The 18,050-nt window shown below is 73.4% G+C and carries 14 protein-coding genes; 1 reads left to right on the forward strand and 13 read right to left on the reverse strand.

Annotated features, from left to right (window positions below; translation table 11 throughout):
• Window positions 1-68: 68 nt before the first annotated feature.
• From Q9R28_RS03415 to Q9R28_RS03450, 8 genes are all read right to left on the reverse strand, one after another.
• Complete coding sequence (locus Q9R28_RS03415) at window positions 69-1,823, reverse strand: proline--tRNA ligase (RefSeq protein ID WP_311205467.1); 1,755 nt, start codon at window positions 1,821-1,823, stop codon at window positions 69-71.
• 38 nt (window positions 1,824-1,861) lie between these two features.
• Window positions 1,862-2,995, reverse strand: coding sequence for a flavodoxin-dependent (E)-4-hydroxy-3-methylbut-2-enyl-diphosphate synthase (gene ispG / locus Q9R28_RS03420; protein ID WP_126892096.1), 1,134 nt, complete (start codon window positions 2,993-2,995; stop codon window positions 1,862-1,864).
• Window positions 2,996-3,045: 50 nt separating this feature from the next.
• The gene (locus tag Q9R28_RS03425) at window positions 3,046-3,621 is read right to left on the reverse strand and encodes an isochorismatase family protein (RefSeq protein ID WP_311205468.1); all 576 of its coding nucleotides are present in this window, start codon (window positions 3,619-3,621) and stop codon (window positions 3,046-3,048) included.
• A complete protein-coding gene (locus Q9R28_RS03430; RefSeq protein WP_311205469.1) occupies window positions 3,618-5,066 on the reverse strand; it encodes a cytosine permease in 1,449 nt (482 codons plus the stop codon). The genes Q9R28_RS03425 and Q9R28_RS03430 overlap by 4 nt, the downstream gene beginning before the upstream one ends.
• 47 nt (window positions 5,067-5,113) lie before the next feature.
• The gene (locus Q9R28_RS03435) at window positions 5,114-6,448 is read right to left on the reverse strand and encodes an RIP metalloprotease (protein ID WP_271825778.1); all 1,335 of its coding nucleotides are present in this window, start codon (window positions 6,446-6,448) and stop codon (window positions 5,114-5,116) included.
• 145 nt (window positions 6,449-6,593) lie between these two features.
• Window positions 6,594-7,679 (reverse strand): 1-deoxy-D-xylulose-5-phosphate reductoisomerase, encoded by a 1,086-nt coding sequence (gene dxr, locus Q9R28_RS03440; RefSeq protein WP_311205470.1) that lies wholly within the window; start codon window positions 7,677-7,679, stop codon window positions 6,594-6,596.
• A 3-nt stretch (window positions 7,680-7,682) separates the two neighbouring features.
• Window positions 7,683-8,654, reverse strand: a complete 972-nt coding sequence (locus Q9R28_RS03445) for an FKBP-type peptidyl-prolyl cis-trans isomerase (RefSeq protein ID WP_311205471.1) — start codon at window positions 8,652-8,654, stop codon at window positions 7,683-7,685.
• A 6-nt stretch (window positions 8,655-8,660) separates the two neighbouring features.
• The gene (locus Q9R28_RS03450) at window positions 8,661-9,137 is read right to left on the reverse strand and encodes an OsmC family protein (protein ID WP_209682411.1); all 477 of its coding nucleotides are present in this window, start codon (window positions 9,135-9,137) and stop codon (window positions 8,661-8,663) included.
• Between the two features lie 70 nt (window positions 9,138-9,207).
• On the opposite strand from Q9R28_RS03450, the gene Q9R28_RS03455 reads away from it, so the two are divergent.
• Window positions 9,208-10,200 carry an asparaginase gene (locus tag Q9R28_RS03455; RefSeq protein ID WP_271825781.1) on the forward strand — a complete coding sequence of 331 codons (993 nt, stop codon included), beginning with the start codon at window positions 9,208-9,210 and terminating at the stop codon, window positions 10,198-10,200.
• 25 nt (window positions 10,201-10,225) lie between these two features.
• Here Q9R28_RS03455 and Q9R28_RS03460 read toward each other — a convergent pair whose 3' ends face one another.
• The 5 genes from Q9R28_RS03460 to Q9R28_RS03480 all read right to left on the reverse strand — a co-directional run bounded on the left by Q9R28_RS03460 (window position 10,226) and on the right by Q9R28_RS03480 (window position 18,017).
• On the reverse strand, window positions 10,226-11,077 hold the full coding sequence (locus Q9R28_RS03460) for a hypothetical protein (protein ID WP_311205472.1): 852 nt from the start codon (window positions 11,075-11,077) through the stop codon (window positions 10,226-10,228).
• A 109-nt stretch (window positions 11,078-11,186) separates the two neighbouring features.
• The gene (locus tag Q9R28_RS03465) at window positions 11,187-13,130 is read right to left on the reverse strand and encodes a zinc-ribbon domain-containing protein (protein WP_311205473.1); all 1,944 of its coding nucleotides are present in this window, start codon (window positions 13,128-13,130) and stop codon (window positions 11,187-11,189) included.
• On the reverse strand, window positions 13,127-15,640 hold the full coding sequence (locus Q9R28_RS03470; protein ID WP_311205474.1) for a transglutaminaseTgpA domain-containing protein: 2,514 nt from the start codon (window positions 15,638-15,640) through the stop codon (window positions 13,127-13,129). The genes Q9R28_RS03465 and Q9R28_RS03470 overlap by 4 nt, the downstream gene beginning before the upstream one ends.
• Window positions 15,637-17,049, reverse strand: a complete 1,413-nt coding sequence (locus tag Q9R28_RS03475; RefSeq protein ID WP_311205475.1) for a DUF58 domain-containing protein — start codon at window positions 17,047-17,049, stop codon at window positions 15,637-15,639. Before Q9R28_RS03475 ends, Q9R28_RS03470 begins: the two co-directional genes overlap by 4 nt.
• Window positions 17,046-18,017: a MoxR family ATPase gene (locus Q9R28_RS03480; protein WP_066654604.1), complete on the reverse strand. Its 972-nt coding sequence runs from the start codon at window positions 18,015-18,017 to the stop codon at window positions 17,046-17,048. The genes Q9R28_RS03475 and Q9R28_RS03480 overlap by 4 nt, the downstream gene beginning before the upstream one ends.
• Between the last annotated feature and the right edge of the window lie 33 nt (window positions 18,018-18,050).

The following is an 18,050-nucleotide window of genomic DNA, read 5'->3' on the forward strand; positions in this document are numbered from 1 at the left end:
AACCACGAGACGGACCGGAGGCGCGGTGCCGGTCGACACCGCGCCTCCGGTCCGTGGAGGGGTTGCGATCAGATCGCGCGGACCGCCTCGAGCAGCTCGGCCACCGGGACGTCCCGACGCTCGCCCGAGCGGCGGTCCCAGAGCTCGACCACACCGTCGGCGGCGTTCCGCCCGGCGACGACGACGACCGGGACACCGAGCAGCTCGGCGTCGCGGAGCTTCACGCCCGGGGACACCTTCGGACGGTCGTCGTACACGACGTCGTACCGCTCGCCCTCGAGGCTGTCGATGAGCGACGCAGCGAGGTCGTACGCGACCTGGTCCTTGCCCGTCGCCACGACGTGGACGTCGAACGGGGCGACCTCCTTCGGCCAGGTCAGGCCCTTCTCGTCGTTGTGCGCCTCGGCCAGGATCGCCATGATGCGCGTCACGCCGATGCCGTACGACCCCATGGTGACCGTCGCGAGCTTGCCGTTCTCGTCCTGCACCTTGAGGTCGAGCGCCTCGGCGTACTTGCGGCCGAGCTGGAAGACGTGACCGATCTCCATGCCGCGGGCGGTCTCGAGCGGGCCGGAGCCGTCCGGAGCGGGGTCGCCCGCACGGACGTCGGACACCTCGGCGACGCCGTCCGCGGCGAAGTCGCGACCCATCACGAGGCCGGAGACGTGGACGCCGCGCTCGTTCGCGCCGGTGATCCAGCTCGTCCCCTCGACCACGCGCGGGTCGACGAGGTAGCGGATGCCCGACGGGCTCGCGGAGCCGAGCACCTGCGGGCCGATGTAGCCCTTCACGAAGACGCCCGGGTGCTTCCGGAAGTCGTCGTCGCCGGCAGCCTCGACCTCGGCCGGTGCGAAGGCGACCTCGGCGCGCTTCAGGTCGACCTCGCGGTCACCGGGCAGTCCGACCACGACGACCTCGCGGGTGCCGTCGAGGTGGGTCAGCGCCAGCACGACGTTCTTCAGCGTGTCGGCAGCGGTCCACGGTGCGCCGTCACGCGGGGCGACCTCGTTCGCGTGGGCGACGAGCGTGTCGATCGTCGGCGTGTCGGCAGCGGGCAGGAGCACGGGCTCGGGCTGCCCCGCGATCGGCAGGGCGTCGGGGACGGGCGTGACGTACGCCTCGACGTTCGCCGCGTAGCCGCCGGCGCTGCGGACGAAGGTGTCCTCGCCGACGCCGATCGGGTGCAGGAACTCCTCGGACTTCGAGCCGCCCATCGCGCCGGCGTCGGCCGCGACGATGACGTACTCGAGGCCCAGGCGGGCGAAGATCTTCTCGTAGGCGTCGCGCATCACCTGGTAGCTGCGGTCGAGCCCCTCGTCGGTGAGGTCGAACGAGTACGCGTCCTTCATCGTGAACTCGCGGCCGCGGAGCAGACCGGCGCGCGGGCGGGCCTCGTCGCGGTACTTGTCCTGGATCTGGAACAGCGTGACGGGCAGGTCCTTGTACGAGCCGTACAGGTCCTTCACGAGGAGCGCGAACATCTCCTCGTGCGTCGGCGCGAGCAGGTAGTCGGAGCCCTTGCGGTCCTGCAGGCGGAACATGCCGTCGCCGTACTCGGTCCAGCGGTTCGTCGCCTCGTAGGGCTCGCGGGGCAGCAGCGCCGGCAGCAGGACCTCCTGCGCGCCGGCGGCCACCATCTCCTCGCGGATGATGTCCTCGATCTTGCGCCGCACCCGCAGGCCGAGCGGGAGCCACGCGAAGATGCCCGGGGACTGACGACGGACGTACCCGGCGCGGACGAGCAGCTTGTGGCTCGTCACCTCGGCGTCGGAGGGGTCGTCGCGGAGCGTGCGGAGGAAGAGATGGGAGAGCCGTGTGACCACGGACGCAAGCCTAGCGGCGCGCGTCCGACGACGGCGGCTCAGGTCGTCGTGACGACCTGCGGGGTCCCGGTGGCGGCGTCCGGACCCATCTCGTCGGCGATGCGGTTCGCCTCCGCGATCAGCGTCTGCACGATCTCCCGCTCCGGGACGGTCTTGACGACCTGCCCCTTCACGAAGATCTGTCCCTTGCCGTTGCCGGAGGCCACGCCGAGGTCCGCCTCGCGCGCCTCGCCCGGGCCGTTCACGACGCAGCCCATGACGGCGACGCGCAGGGGCACGGTCATGCCCTCGAGGCCCTTCGTCACGTCGTTGGCCAGCTGGTAGACGTCGACCTGTGCACGGCCGCAGCTCGGGCAGGAGACGATCTCGAGCTTGCGCTCACGCAGGTTGAGCGACTGCAGGATCTGCAGGCCGACCTTGACCTCCTGTGCAGGGGGCGCGGACAGCGAGACGCGGATGGTGTCGCCGATGCCCTCGGCGAGCAGGATGCCGAACGCGGTGGCGCTCTTGATCGTGCCCTGGAACTCCGGCCCGGCCTCGGTGACACCGAGGTGCAGCGGCCAGTCCCCCGCGGCGGCGAGCTGACGGTAGGCCTTCACCATGACGATCGGGTCGTTGTGCTTGACCGAGATCTTGAAGTCGTGGAAGTCGTGCTCCTCGAAGAGCGATGCCTCCCACACGGCGGACTCGACGAGCGCCTCGGGCGTGGCCTTGCCGTACTTCTGCAGCAGGCTCGGTTCGAGCGACCCGGCGTTGACACCGATGCGCAGCGAGACCCCGGCGTCCTTCGCGGCCCGGGCGATCGCACCGACCTGGTCGTCGAACTTCCGGATGTTGCCCGGGTTCACACGGACGGCGGCGCACCCGGCGTCGATGGCCTGGAAGACGTACTTCGGCTGGAAGTGGATGTCGGCGATGACCGGGATCTGCGACTTCTTGGCGATGATCGGCAGTGCGTCGGCGTCGTCCTGGCTCGGGACCGCGACGCGGACGATGTCGCAGCCGGACGCCGTGAGCTCGGCGATCTGCTGCAGCGTCGCGTTGATGTTCGTCGTCGGCGTCGTCGTCATCGACTGCACGGAGACCGGGGCGTCACCGCCCACGAGGACCTTCCCCACCCGGATCTGCCGCGACTTCCGACGCGGGCTCAGGGTTTCGGGGACTTTCGGCAGACCGAGGTTCACTGCTGGCACGGGTGTGACTCTACGCGCTCCCGGTGACGTCACACCTGGTCGGTGACCAGGTCCGTCCCGCGGTCCACGACCGTGATGAGCGGCCCGTACAGCCGCATGAGCGCGAGGGCACGCTCGTGGTCCTCGTCGCTCGCGCCGGCGCACGCGTCGGCGACGACCGTGACGGTCGCTCCCGCGTCCGCCGCAGCCAGCGCGGTGGACACGACGCAGCAATCGGTGGACACCCCGGTGAGCACGAGGTGCGGGTGCTCGCCGACGACGGCCCGGAGGCCCGCTCCCCACTTGCCGAACGTCGGCTCGGTGACGACGGGGTCGCCGTGGGCCGTCGCCGCAGCCGAGAAGGGGGCGGTCAGGTCGTACAGGGGGTCGGTGTCGGGCACGAGCGCGAACGACCACTCGCGGTAGTAGGGCACCCACGCGCCCTGCGGGCGCTCGGGCGCGACGAACCGGGTGAACACGGTGCGCCCGGCGAACCGCGGGAGCAGCCGTCGCGTCCCGGCAGCGGCGTCGTCGTACCGCGGTGTCGCCCACGGGCTGTCGCCGGTGAAGACCTCCTGCAGGTCGATCGCGACGAGCCAGGCATTGGTCGGGACCGTGACGCTCATGCGTCGTGCTCCTGGCGGCGGATCGTCCCCCGCGCCGTGAGCAGCGTGCCGGCGAAGCCGACGACCAGGGCGACGAGGACCCCGAGGTTCGCGTACGCCCAGGCGCCCTCGCGGCCGCCGAGGCCGAGCGGTCCCAGCAGGTACCCCTGCCAGTTGAGCCACGCGGGCACACCGTACGTGTTCGTGACGAGTCCCCAGCCGAGCACCGTCCCGAGCAGGACGAACCCGATCGCGGCCCAGCGCACGTCCCCGTAGCGACCGCGCACGTCGTCGAGCTCGCCGTCGGCGTAGGCCCGACGCCGCAACACCACGTCGGCGACGAACACCCCGGCCCACGCGGCGATCGGGACGCCGAGCGTGACGAGGAACGCCTGGAACGGCGAGATGAAGTCCTTCGCGAAGAAGACGACGTACACGGCACCGGCGACCATGAACACGCCGTCGACGCCCGCCGCGACCGGCCGCGGGATCCGCACGCCGGCGCTGAGCAGCGCCAGGCCCGACGAGTAGATGTCGAGCACGGCACCGCCGACGAGTCCGAGGATCGCCACGAGGGCGAACGGCACGAGGAACCAGACCGGCAGGATCGTCGTCAGCGCGCCGATCGGGTCCGCGCCGATCGCGGCGTTCAGGTCCTCCGACGAGCCGGCGAGCAGGACGCCGACGACGACGAGGACCGCGGGCGCCAGGGCGCCGCCGAACGTCGTCCACCAGACCACGCCGCCCGTCGAGGACGTCCGCGGGAGGTACCGCGAGTAGTCCGCCGCCGCGTTGACCCAGCCGAGGCCGAAGCCCGTCATCACGAGCACCAGCGCGCCGATGACGTTCTGCGCGCTGCCCGCCGGCAGGGCGCCGAGGGTGCCGAGGTCGATCGAGGGCACCGCGAGGACGACGTACACGACGGTGAGCACGGCGGTCACGACGGTGATGACGGTCTGCAGGCGCATGATCACGTCGAAGCCCGCGATCCCGGCCCCGACCACCAGGGCCGCCACGACGACGAGGGCGACGAGCTTCGTCACCACACCGTCGTCCCAGCCGAGCTCGCGGAACACCGTCGAGGTGGCGAGCACCGCGAGCGACGCCAGTGCGGTCTCCCACCCGACCGTCAGGACCCAGCTGAGGAACGACGGCAGCCGGTTCCCGCGCACGCCGAAGGCCGCGCGGCTCAGCACCATCGTCGGAGCCGACCCCCGCTTGCCCGCGATCGCCACGATGCCGCACAGCAGGAACGAGAAGGCCACCCCGACGACGGACACGATCGTGGCCTGCGCCAGGGAGATGCCGAAGCCGAGGACGAACGAACCGTAGCTCAGCCCGAGCACCGACACGTTGGCGGCGAACCACGGCCAGAACAGCCCGCGCGGGCGCCCCTTCCGGTCGGATTCGGCGATGACGTCGATGCCCTGGCGCTCGACGGCGCGGACCTCTGGCGCGGTGCTCATGCGCCGAGCGTAGTGGGCAGCGCGACCCGCGTGCGCGAGCGGCCGCGCTACCCGAACAGGTTCACGGGACGGACGATGTCGGCGTAGATGAGCAGCGCGCTCATCCCGGCCAGCAGCACCACGACGACCATCGTCAGCGGCATCGACTTCGCCAGGTCGATCGCGCCCGGGTCCGGCTTGCCGACGAGCAGGTACGCACGGCGCTTCACGGCCTCCCACAGCGCACCGGCGATGTGCCCGCCGTCGAGCGGCAGGAGCGGCACCATGTTCAGCACGAACAGGCCGATGTTGAGCGAGGCGAGCAGCCCGAGGATCGTGTACGCCTTGTCGACCACCGGCACGCCGCTCATCGACGAGACCTCGCCGATCGCCCGACCGACGCCGACGACCGACACCGGGCTGTCCTGCGACCGCTCCTGCGCGCCGAAGGCCGCGTTCCAGACGGCGACCAGACGCTGCGGGAGGTCGATGATGAGGTGCGCCGACGCGGCGATCTGCGCCCCGGTCGCGGGCAGCACCGCCGCCGGCGACTGCCGGACCAGCGACTGCCCGATGCTGACACCGACCACGCCCACGCGCTGGGTCTTCGTCGAGCCGTCCGCGTTCTTCGCGACCGTGCCCTGCTCGGTGACGACGTCGCGGGTCGCGAGCTGCGGCGTGACCTCGAGCGTCCGCCGCTGGCCGTCACGCTCCACGACGACGCTGACGCTCTCCCCTGCCGACCGCTGGAACACACGGGACACCTCGGCGATCGTCGGGTCCTGCTGCCCGTCCACCGCGAGCACGACGTCGCCGTCGCGGATGCCCGCCTGCTTCGCGGGCGATTCGGCATCCCCGGCGGTGCAGGTCGTCGCGCTGCTCGTCGGCAGCACGCAGTCGACGCTCGACGTGAAGGTGGTGGTCGGCGCGCCGAACCCGCACAGCAGCACGCCGAACAGCACGATGCCGATCACCAGGTTCATGGCGGGCCCCGCGACCATGACGATGATCCGCTTCCACGGCGTCAGCCGGTAGAACGCGCGGGAGTCGTCGCCGCCGGAGTCGGCGATCTGCTCCGCGCTGGCCTGGCGGGCGTCCTGCACGAACGCGCCGTACATGCCGGTGTTCGTGATCGCGTTCGGCCGGCCCGATGCACGCGGCTTGAGCATGCCGACCATCGAGATGTACCCGCCGAGCAGGATCGGTCGGATGCCGTACTCGGTCTCCCCCCGTCGGAAGGACCAGATGGCCTTGCCGAAGCCGAGGGAGTACTGCGTGACCTTCACCCCGAAGAGCTTCGCGAACGACAGGTGTCCGAGTTCGTGGAGTCCGATCGAGACCAGCAGGCCGACGATGAAGACGACCACGCCGAGGACGAAGAGGAGCACGGATTCGACGGTCACCGTCAGAGGGTACGGGACCCTTCCCATGACGGAGCCGAACGCGCCCTGAGAGGTCTGCCGTGCCTCCCGGCCGGCCTGGAGGCACGGATCACCGTGGGCGCACCCGTCGCGCGACCGCGCGGCGGGCTCGCGACGCCCCGGTGCGTCAGCGGGCCAGCAGGCGGTCCGCCGTCACGCGCGCCCAGCGCTCCGCCGCCAGGACGCCGTCGAGGGAGGACTCCCCCGCGGTGTGCTCGTCGACGACGCGACGGACGGTGTCGACGATGTCGAGGAAGCCGATCGCACCCGCGTGGAACGCGGCGACCGCCTGCTCGTTCGCCGCGTTGAAGACCGCCGGGAAGGTCCCACCCAGCACGCCCACGTGCTTGGCCAGGTCGACGGCGCCGAACGCCTCGGCGTCGAGCGGTTCGAACGTCCAGGTGCTCGCGGTCGTCCAGTCCAGCGGGACCCCGACGCCGGGCACCCGGTCCGGCCAGGCGAGGCCGAGCGCGATGGGCAGCCGCATGTCCGGCGGTGAGGCCTGGGCGATCGTCGACCCGTCGACGAACTCGACCATCGAGTGCACGATCGACTGGGCGTGCACGGTGACGTCGATGCGGTCGTAGGGCACGCCGAACAGCAGGTGCGCCTCGATGACCTCGAGCCCCTTGTTCACCAGCGTGGCGGAGTTCGTCGTCACCACCAGGCCCATGTCCCACGTCGGATGCGCGAGGGCCTCGGCCGGGGTGACGTCGCGCAGGCTCTCCCGTGAGCGTCCGCGGAACGGTCCGCCGCTGGCCGTGAGCACCAGGCGGCGGACCTCCGCGTCGGAACCGGAGCGCAGCGCCTGCGCGATCGCGGAGTGCTCGCTGTCGACGGGCACGATCTGCCCGGGACGGGCGGCGGCCTGCACGAGCGCACCGCCGACGATCAGGCTCTCCTTGTTCGCCAGGGCGAGCGTCGCACCGGACTCCAGCGCGGCGAGCGTCGGACCCAGGCCGACGGAACCCGTGATGCCGTTGAGCACGACGTCCGCCTCGACGCTCCGGACGAGGCGTTCGGCGTCGGCCGCGCCGAAGGCGGTGTCACGGACGTGGAACCGCTCGGCCTGTTCGGCGACGAGGGCACGGTTCGTGCCGGCGGTCAGGCCGACGACCTCGAAGCGGTCGGGGTTCCGGGCGACGACGTCGAGGGCCTGGGTGCCGATCGAGCCCGTGCTGCCGAAGACGACGATGCGACGCCGGGTCGGCACGGGTCAGCCCTTGGCGAGGACGTCGACGACGAAGACGAGGGAAGCGTCCTTCGGGATGCCCGAGCCCTCGGGCGGGTTCGAGCCGTAGGCGTCCTCGGGCGTGGTCACGATGAGGACCTGGGACCCGACCTTCTGCCCGACGAGCCCGGTGACGAAGCCCTTGATGAGCGAGCCCTCGGAGACGGTGAAGGTGGTCGGAGCACCCTTCGACCACGAGGAGTCGAACTCCTTGCCGTCCGCCAGGGTCACGCCCTTGTACTGCACGAGGGCGGTGTCACCGTTCTCGATCGTCGCGCCGTCGCCCTGCTTGAGGACCTCGACCTCGGTCTTCGACGGGGCCGTCGCACCGGACGGGATCGTGATCTCCGGCTCGCCGCTCGCCTTGTCCTCGACCGTGGGCAGCGACGGGTCCTGCGTCTGCGGCGTGCCGGTCGCCTTCGTCGGGGTCTGCGCGACGACGTCCGCCACGACGACGATCTCCCCGCCGGTGTTGAAGCCGAGCGCCGACGACTCGCCGACCACCGCGACCCGGTCCCCGACCTTCGTGCAGGCGAGCAGCGCGCCGAAGCCGGTCCCGCCGACGGAGAGCACCTGCGGGTTCCCCTGGTCGAACCCGACCGCGCCGAGCTTCGAGGCGTCCGAGGCCTTGTACACGGCGTACGACACCTGGGCGAACTCGCCGCTCTTGAGCGCCTTGCCCGAGCCCTGCACCACCGTCGTGGCCTGCGGGGTCTCCGCGCTGAGGCCCTTGTCGAAGGTGACCTTCGGCGCCTCCGACCCGGCGACCGCGCCGGTGACCTCGATGCGCTTCGACGCCGAGCCCGACTCCGGGCACGACGAGATGGGCGTCGCCGTGGCGCTGGCGGACGCGCTGGGCGAGGCCGAGGCGTCACCCGAGCCGTTCCCGGAGCAGGCGGCGAGTCCGAGCACGACGGCTGGGACGATGGCGATCGGGAGCAGGCGGAGACGCTTCACGAGGCCCTATCCTGCCGCACGCACCTTGGTGGCGGGCGTGTGGTGGACGGGGAACGCCACCGAGCGCGCGATGAAGCACAGGCGGTTCGCCTCGGCGTGGGCTGCCTCGGCGTCCGCGACGCGGTCGGCCTCGAGCACGGTGACGACGGGGCGCAGGGTCACCTCGGTGACCTCGCCGGTGCCGTCGCGGTGCACGTCGAGCGAGGCCGTCGCCGTGTCCTCGTAGCCGACCACGGTGAAGCCCCGCTGCACGGCGACGTACAGGTAGCTCATCATGTGGCACTGGGCGAGGGCGCCGAGCAGCATCTCCTCGGGGTTCCACCGGTCGCGGTCGCCGCGGAACGCGGGGTCCGCCGAACCGGCGATGGCGTGCTTGCCCGGCGCCGTGACGTCGTGGTCGCGGCCGTAGTCGCGGTAGCCGCTCGTCCCGGTGCCGCGGTCACCCGTCCAGCGGACGGAGACCTCGTACGTGTGGTCGGTCACGGTGCGCTCCTTCGTGCGTGCTGCTGGGTGCTGGACGTGGCGCCTGCCGGCCCCTCGCTACGATGACGGCATGACGGTGAGCCACGACGTCCGCACAGACCGCCATCCTCTCACCGCCGAGGGCTCCGTCGAGCTCGCGGTGCTGGACCGGAACGGCTTCGACGAGAGCCGGCACGTCGGAGCCGGCGTCGTCGTCGCCGCCGACGGGACCGTGCTCGACGCCGTCGGCGACGTGACGGCGAGCGTGTACCCCCGCTCCACGATGAAGCCCTTCCAGGCCCTCGCCGTCCGTCGCGCCGGCGCGGTCTTCAGCGACGACGAGCTCGTGCTCACGACGGCGAGTCACGCCGGCACCGCTGCGCACCAGGCCCTCGCGCTGCACATGCTCGAGTCCTTCGACCACGTCGAGTCCGACCTGGGCTGCCCGCCCGACCTGCCGTTCGACCGGGCCACCGCCCGCACCATGGACGGCCCGCGGCGCCTGGCGATGAACTGCTCGGGCAAGCACGCCGGGATGCTCGCCGCGTGCCGGGTGAACGGCTGGGACGAGGCGACCTACCTCGACGTGGCGCACCCGCTGCAGCAGCGGGTCCGGGAGACCGTGGAGGCGTACACCGGCGAGACCGTCGACGTCGTCGGCACGGACGGCTGCGGCGCGCCCGTGTTCCCGCTCACCCTGCAGGGGCTCGCCCGTGGGTTCGCGGCTGTCGTCGCCCGTTCGGACTCGGACACCGCGGCACTCGTGGACGCGGTGCTCGACCACCCGTGGGCGATCGACGGTGTGGGCCGGGCGAACACGGTGACGATCGAACGACTCCGGGTGCTCGCGAAGTTCGGTGCCGAGGGCGTGATGGTGATGGGGCTCCCCGGTGGAGCGGCGGTCGCGGTCAAGACGCTCGACGGGTCGCAGCGTGCCGGGACGCTCGCGGCGCTCACGCTGCTCGAGCGGAACGGCATGGTGGACGCCGCGGGCGTCGCCGACGTGCTGGCCGCCACCGGCGAGCAGGTGCTCGGTGGCGGCGTGCCGGTCGGTGCCGTGCGCGCGGGGGCCGGACTGCGCTGACCGCCGGCTGCCCGACACGGCACGGTCACCCTGCGACGAGCTCGTCGACGGGATCCCCGGCCAGCAGCGGGAGCACGGGCTCGAAGGACGGCGCCACGCCGTCCCCGTCGCCGTCGCCGTCGTTCCACAGCCGGCACCCGTGCCGCGTGACCTCGATGACGCGGTCCCGTCGACGCGGGAGCAGGTGGACGCCGGGGACGAGCACCACGGTCGCCTGCACCCTGCCGAGACCGTCGTGGCGCACGGCGACCGCGGTCCCCGTCGGTGTCGGACGCACGCCGGGCGGCGCTCCGGACTGCGGACCCGCATCGGAGACGATCCGCACGCCGGCGTCCGCGCTCCCCGCCGCACCGGCTGTCCCGTCGATGGCGGACGCGGCGAGCTGGGCGCCGAGCGCATCGAACACCGCCCGCGCGAACGCCCCGGTGCCGAGGACGACGACGTGGGACGGCGACCCGGGGTCGGCGCGGATCCGCTCGGCTCGACCGTCGGGTCCTCGTCCGAGCACCAGCCCCTCGACAACGGCGCCGCCGACGCCGACGCCGGAAGCGTGCGGGTCCGGGGTCCACGACGACGCCCCGACGGCGTCGCTCAGCGCGTCGTCTCCGCACACTGCTGGTGCGGCGACTGCTGGTCCGGCGACTGCTGGTCCGGAGACTGCTGGTCCGGAGACGGCATCCGTCGGCATGGTCACGACGACCGCGGGCGGAGGATCGGCACCGGTGCCCCGGACCGTCAGGGCGTCGAGCACCGCGCAACTCGCTGCGGCGACGAGCAGCACCGTCCTGGCGACCACCGGGAGGTCGCCGACGACCCCGACGAGCAGCAGCACCACGGCCGAACCGACCAGGCAGCAGCGGGCGACGAGCGGGGACACGGACCGAGACTGACAGCCCCGCGCGTCCGGGTTCGGGCGCACGGGGCTGCTGGTGGAGATCGGGTCGCGGTCGCTGCCCTGTGGAGGAACGGCCGGCTGGCGGTCAGGGCTACTGCACGAGGAAGAACTGCTCCCCGATGTCGACCCGTGCACCGCGCTCCACGCGGTAGCGACGCCCGGCTTCACAGCGGCGGATGCTCCCGTCGATGTGCCGGATCACCGTGCCGTTGCCCGAGTGCCGGTCCGACACCCAGAGGTCGTCGCCGTCACGCCCGAGCTCGAGGTGCGTCTTGGACACCGACTTGCCGGGGTCGTGCACCGTGAGCAGGTCGTCGAACCGCTCGCCCGGCTGCGGTCGAGGCAGCCGGCCCAGCAGGCCCGTACCGTGCACCGCCGTGCGCTCCCCGGTGCTGAAGTGCAGCACGAACGGCGCGTCCGAGGTGGTCTTGACGACGATCCGCGTCTCCTCGACGTCCTCGTCGGGGTCGAGGTCGCCGCTCGACGGCACCGTCGTGGACCCGACGGGCGGGAGGACCGGGCCGGTCGCCCCCGGGATCGGGGGCAGCGGCGCGGCACGCGGGACCGGCGGCAGGTCGGGACCGCCGGCGCCCTGCGCCGAGGACGGCAGGGTCGGCGAAGCGGGAGCAGGCGGGACCGGTCCTCCGTCGTGTGCGCTCCGGTGCCCGCCGGGCGCGGCCCCCTCGTCGTCGGCGAGGTGGCGGCCCGGCCCCGCAGCGGGCTCGTCCGACCGGTCCTCGTGCGCCTGGTCCGCGTCGGGCCGCTCGGCGTCGGGACGTCCAGCGTCGGACTGTCCGGCGTCGGGCTGTCCGGCGTCGGGCTGTCCAGCGTCGGGCTGTCCAGCGTCGGGCTGTCCGGCGTCGGGCTGTCCGGCATCGTGCTGTCCGGCGTCGGACGCCGCGCCGTCGCGGTGCTCGGTGCCGGACCCGGCGTCCTCGGGGACATCCGCTTGCGACGCGTGGTCCGTGGAGCCCCGCTCGGCGCCGCCGTCCGCGGAACCGGGGTCCGAGGGCTCGTCGTCCACACGGATCTCGTCGTCGGCCGCCCAGTCCGGCCGCGCCAGGGGCAGCGGCACGACGGGCCCGGTGAAGGCAGCCGTCACGGTCGGACGGACGGCGCCGCACTCCGCGCAGAAGATGTCATCGGGTTCGAGGGCGTGGCCGCACACCGGGCAGGTGGCCGGACCGTTCCCCGGAGCGATCAGGGGCGTCGGTGCCGGACGACGGTCGACCAGTGGCTCCACGACGGCGGTGTCGCCGGCACGGGGACGTTCGTCGGCGGACGGCTCATCGACCTGGTCCTCGACCGGCGGCTCGGCTGCCGCGCCTCCGCGGCCCACCCACCACGACGGTCGCGACGGAGCTGCCGTCGGCTGCTGTACGACGGGCGGCGCCCACACCGGGGCCGTCGGCGGCGCCTCGGGCGCAGCGGACGGTGCCTCGGGCACGGGGGACGGCGTCCCGGAGCCGGACAGGTCCCCCGGGGCCGGCGCGAGACGGGTTCGTTCGGTGTCGGCCTCGTCGTCGGCGGAGGACCCCGTCGGGGACGACGGGTACGCGTCGGGATCGAGGGGCGGCTCCGGCTCCGGCTCCGACGCCCCGGACCGCTCGTCCGTGCGGTGCTGCTCGTGCGTCCACCGGTCGTCCCCGACGCGGTCCGACCGACCCGGGTCGACGCCTTCGGGGCGCAGCCACGACGGATCGTCAGCCGGAGCTGCGGGAACGGCCGGGACCACAGGAGCGGACGGTGCGGTGGGGCGAGCGTCCCCGGTCGCGCCGGAGCGCTGCCGGTCCTCGCCGATGAGCCACGCACGGGTCGCGGGGTCGAGCGTCGCCTCGGGCAGCCAGGCCTCGGCGGCGGGATCGGGTCGGCGGCCGTGCTGGTCAGGTTGCCGGAGCGGTGGCGGCGGGGTGTCGTCGACGGGCGCAGCCGGCGCGGGCCGACGGTTCGCCGAGACGTTCACCGACCGCCCGCACTCACCGCAGAAGATCGCCCCGTCGGGCAGCATCGAGCCGCAGTGTTCGCATCTGATCACGGTTCGCCTCTGTCCTCACTCGGCCGTCCACGACGCTCGCCGGCCTCCGGCCCATCGTAGTCACCGGCCCCGGGACGCCCCTGGTCGTGGCGATCGGTGCCGGACGGACGCACCGCACCGCTCGGCCTCCGCCGGGTCGCCGGACGGCGTCGACCCCACCCGGCGGAGCGGAGGGACCGCAGCGACACGGCCGCCCGCCAGCGCTGGCGCCGCGTGCGGTCATCGGCCAGGCTCGCGATGGCCTCGTCCGTCGCTGACCACATCCGGTCCGCGGTCGCCGCGTCGACCGCCCCGGGTCCGAACACACTGCGGTCCGCCAGCGCGGCGAGTCCGCTCCCGCCGCGCCCGGGCGCGCCGGCGACCACCTCGCGCCGCGTCGCTGCGCCCGGCACCTCGTGCCCGCGGTCGACCAGCGCGTCCCGGTACTCCTCCCAGGCTCCGGTGACCCGGGCACGCGGTGTCGGGGCGCGGCGTCGTCGACGTCGGCGCAGCCGTTTGCGCAGCAGCACCACCGCGAAGGGCAGGAGGACGAGCGCGAGGAACCCGAGGGTCGCGAGCACCCACGGCAGGGCGGCGAGCAGCACCTGCAGCCACAGCGGCGGGACGGGCGGTGTCTCGCGGTCGCTCTGCGGCGGGGCCTGCTGGTCCTGGTCCTGCTGCTCGACGGGCGGCGGTGGGACGACGGTCTCCGGGCGCGTGACGGGTTGCGGCGTCTGGTCCTGCTCGTCCGGGATCTCGCGGAGGACGGGGTTCGGGTCGAGGGTGACCCACCCCCACTGCGCGGTGTCCACCTCGACCCGCGCGGTCACGTCCGACCCGCGCAGGGTCGTGGCCCCGCCCGACGGACCGGCTGCCGCCGAACCCGGTTCCGACGAGGACCTCCGGACGTCCCCGCCCGGGGTGAACCCCATCACCACCCGCGACGGGAACCCGATCTGCCGGGCCATCAGCGCGGCGGCGACCGCGTACTGCTCCTGGTCCCCGATCATGACCGGCGCGGTGAGGAGCTCCTGGATCCGGTCAGCGCCGTGCCCGGACCGGCTGGCCCGGTCGTCGCCGACGCCGTGGCTGACGTACCCGGTGCTGGTGAGCCACCGGACGGCCGCGACGAGCTCCTCGCCGGGCGTCCGTGCGTCCGCGGTCGTCGACTCGACCCGCTCCCGCACCGCGTCCGGCACCCCGGTCGGCGACGGCACGTCGGCGGTCCCGGGACGCGCCGACGCGAGCTGCTCGTCGTCCGGCTGGTCGGGCAGCACGGCCTCGAGGTCGTAGCGCGTGTCCGTCCCCACCCCGCCGACCACCGCACCGGTCGACGTCGCGCGGTCGTAGAAGAAGGACCGGCGATCCTGCTCGGCGTCGGCCCCGCGGAACGTCACCGACTCCAGGTCGCCGACGGTGGGCAACCACACGCCACGGTAGGCGGCGACGTCCACCCCGACGCGCACGTCGCTGCCGCGCACGTTGCTCACGTCCACGGTCGTGGGGACCCGTTCGAAGGTGCCGGAGGCCGAGGACCCGTCGTCGCCACCCACACGGAAGACGACACCGTCGTACGTGTCGAGGGTCGCGATGCGCACGAACCCGCCCTGCGGCAGCCCGGTGACGCGCAGCTGCGGTGCGTCGGCAGCACCTGGTTCCTCGTACGACCGGAACGCGCTGAGCGGGCTCACCTCGTCCCGCGGGTCGAACGGTCGCACGACGTCGGTGCGCGCGACGCTCCGGCCGACCGTCGGCGGGGCGACCGACCCGAGACCGGTCGCGACGACCGCAGCGGCCAGGACCGTCCCGGTGCCGACGAGCGCCGGACGCGCGACGGACCGCCACACCGGCACACGGGCGCCGACGGTCGTCGCCACGGCGACGGCCCGGCGCGCGTGCCGGACCGTGAGCGCCCACACGAGCGCGATCCCGCCGAGGCCGACGGCGGTCGCGACCGACAGGTCCAGACGGCTCGGACCGACCACGACGCCCGCCGCGAAGAGGACGAGCGCCGGGATGCTCGCGGTCTCCGGCCGGGAGGCACGGACCGCCACGGTCACGGCCGTCACCGTGGCGACGAGGGTCGTCACGAAGTACGGGACGAGCAGCGACTCGTAGGACCCGACCGGCAGGCTGACGGTGACCAGCCGCTTCCAGTCGAGCGCGACGCCGGCGAAGAGGTCGACGAGTCCGGGTCCGGTCGGCAGCAGCCCCGCCGACTCCCCCGGGACCGCGGCGGGCACCCCGGTCACGGTGAAGACGGCCACGGTGAGGACACCGACGACCGCCGCCGGCAGCCGACCCAGTGCACCGGTCAGCGCGACCGCGGTGCCCGCGACCACGGCGGTGACGCCGGCGGTCACCATCGACCCGTCCCGGTGGACCGGCCACCAGGCGGTGCTCGCCACGGCGAGCAGGAGCCAGACGACCAGGGTGCCGCCGACCGAGCGGACCGGGGCGCGCCGGCGAGCCGCTCGGCGCGTGGCGCGGCGGCCCCTGGTCGGGCCTTCGAGCGGGGGTGCGGCACTCACGCGGCGGCCGCCGTCCGGTGCAACGCCTGGCGGAGGTCCTCGAGGTAGCCGATGGTCAGGACGGTGAGCCCTGCCACCCGGAGCACCCGGGGCTGGGCCTCCGGTTCGCAGGTGACGGCGACGACCTCGACCCCGACGGGGAGGCGCGTGGCGGCGAGCCGGAGCGCGGGGAGCCCGACCGTCGACCCGACGACCAGGAACGCGACGGAGATGCCGGCCGTGTCGTTCCCGACGATCCGGGCGACCTCCGCGACGGGCAGGCACGCGTCGGACAGCCCGACGGTCGCGAACTCGTCGAGCAGACGGGTCGGTGTGACGGTGGCGAGCCGGTGCACCGCGTAGGACGGCCGCTTCGCGTACTCCGACGTGCGCTCGGACACCACGACCGAGACGTCCCGTCCGTCGCGGACCGCACGAGCCCCGAGTGACGCGGCAGCGCTCACCGCCAGCTCGAACTCGTCGTCGTCCGCGAACTCGGCCCGACGGCTCGCGAGGGCGACGACCAGGTGCGAGCGTCGGGTGTCCTCGAACTGCCGGACCATGAGCGCGCCGGACTTCGCGGTCGACTTCCAGTGGACGGTGCGCGGGTCGTCGCCCGGGACGTACTCGCGGACGGCGTGGAAGGCGATGTCCGCCGGGGAGAGGTCGGTCGTGGCCTGCCCCTCGAGGTCGCGGACGAGTCCCGTGCTCGTCGACGGGATCGCGATCGTCCGCGGGTGCACGATGACCTGTTCGCGGGCGGTCCACACGACCTCGCGCCGCACCAGCCCCACCGGGTCGGCCCGGACGCCGGTGACCGGTCCGACGTCGAGCACCCCGCGTCGGACCGTCGGCACGGGTACCTGTTCCTCGAACACGCCTCCCGGGGCGACGGTCGGCACGGCGACGTCCACGAGTCCGTCCCCGACCGGCAGCTCCACCGTGGTCGGGACCGACGGCAACCGGGCCGGGTTCTCCGCGGTGACCACGACGCCGGCGTCGTCGCCGACCGCCACACGGTGCTGCGGCAGGCGCATCCGGACCACGAGCCGGGTCCGCCCGACGAGGGCGACCGCGGCCACGACGGCGAGCACCGCCCCGGCGAAGCCCACCACGACGACCTCGCGCAGACCGAAGCGGTACCCCACGGCGAAGGCGACGACCGTGACGACGGCGACCGTCCAGCCCAGGCCGGTGACCACCGCGGCGACCTCGCCCCACAGACGCCGCACGGTCCTCCAGGCCGTCGCCCACGCCTTCGCGATCCCGACGACGGCGTCGGCGGCGACGCCCTCGCGGTCACCGACGAGTCGGGTGCGCACGTTCGTGAGCCCGGCGACCGTCGTCGTCCGCTCGGCGGCGACGGAGCCGCGACGGGACCTCGTGCTGCCGCGTCGCGTCCTGGTGCTGCCGGGACGGCGGTCGGTCACGACGCCGCTCGGTCGGCGGGCGGCGGGGTCTCGACGAGGAGCTGCGCCACGACGCTGGTGGCGCTGACCCCGTCGAACTCCGCCTCGGCGTCGAGCACCAGGCGGTGTGCCAGCACCGGGACGGCCAGGGCCTTGACGTCGTCCGGCGTGACGTAGTGGCGGCCCTGCACGGCGGCGTACACGCGTGCGGCACGGATCAGCCCCATGGCACCGCGGACGCTGACGCCGAGTCGGACCTCGCTCGCGGCGCGGGTCGCGTCGACCAGGCGTGCCACGTAGTCGGCGATCGTCGGGTCGACGTGGACCGTGCGGGCGAGGGCGGCCATCTCGGTCACGGTCGCTGCGGGGACGACGCTCGGCAGCGGCACCGAGGCGGACGGCGCCGAGGACGTCTCGAGGATCCGCACGGTGGCGGCGTGGTCCGGGTAGCCGATCGAGGTGCGCACGAGGAACCGGTCCAGCTGGGCCTCGGGCAGGCGGTACGTGCCGGCCTGCTCGATCGGGTTCTGCGTGGCGATGACCATGAACGGGGCAGCCAGGCGGTGGTTCACACCGTCGACGGTCACCGTCGACTCCTCCATCGCCTCGAGCAGCGCGGACTGCGTCTTCGGGCTGGCCCGGTTGATCTCGTCGGCGAGGACGACGTTGGCGAACACCGGCCCGCGGTGGAAGTCGAACTCCTGCGTGCGCTGGTCGTAGACGCTGATGCCGGTGATGTCGCCGGGCAGCAGGTCGGGGGTGAACTGGATCCGGTTGGTCGACCCCTGCACGCTCTGTGCCATCGCACGGGCGAGGCTCGTCTTGCCGGTGCCGGGGACGTCCTCGAGGAGCAGGTGTCCCTCGCTGAGCATGGTCGTCACGGCGAGGCGGATGACGAACGTCTTCCCGAGGAGCACCTGCTCGACGTTGGTCACGATCCGTCCGGCGACGTCGGCGAACCAGGCGGCCTGCTCGGGGGTCATGCTCATGCGGTGGGGTCCTCGTTCTGGTGGTGGGATCGC

This window comes from Curtobacterium sp. BRD11, from assembly GCF_031844345.1.
In the GTDB taxonomy this organism is placed as follows: Bacteria; Actinomycetota; Actinomycetes; order Actinomycetales; family Microbacteriaceae; genus Curtobacterium.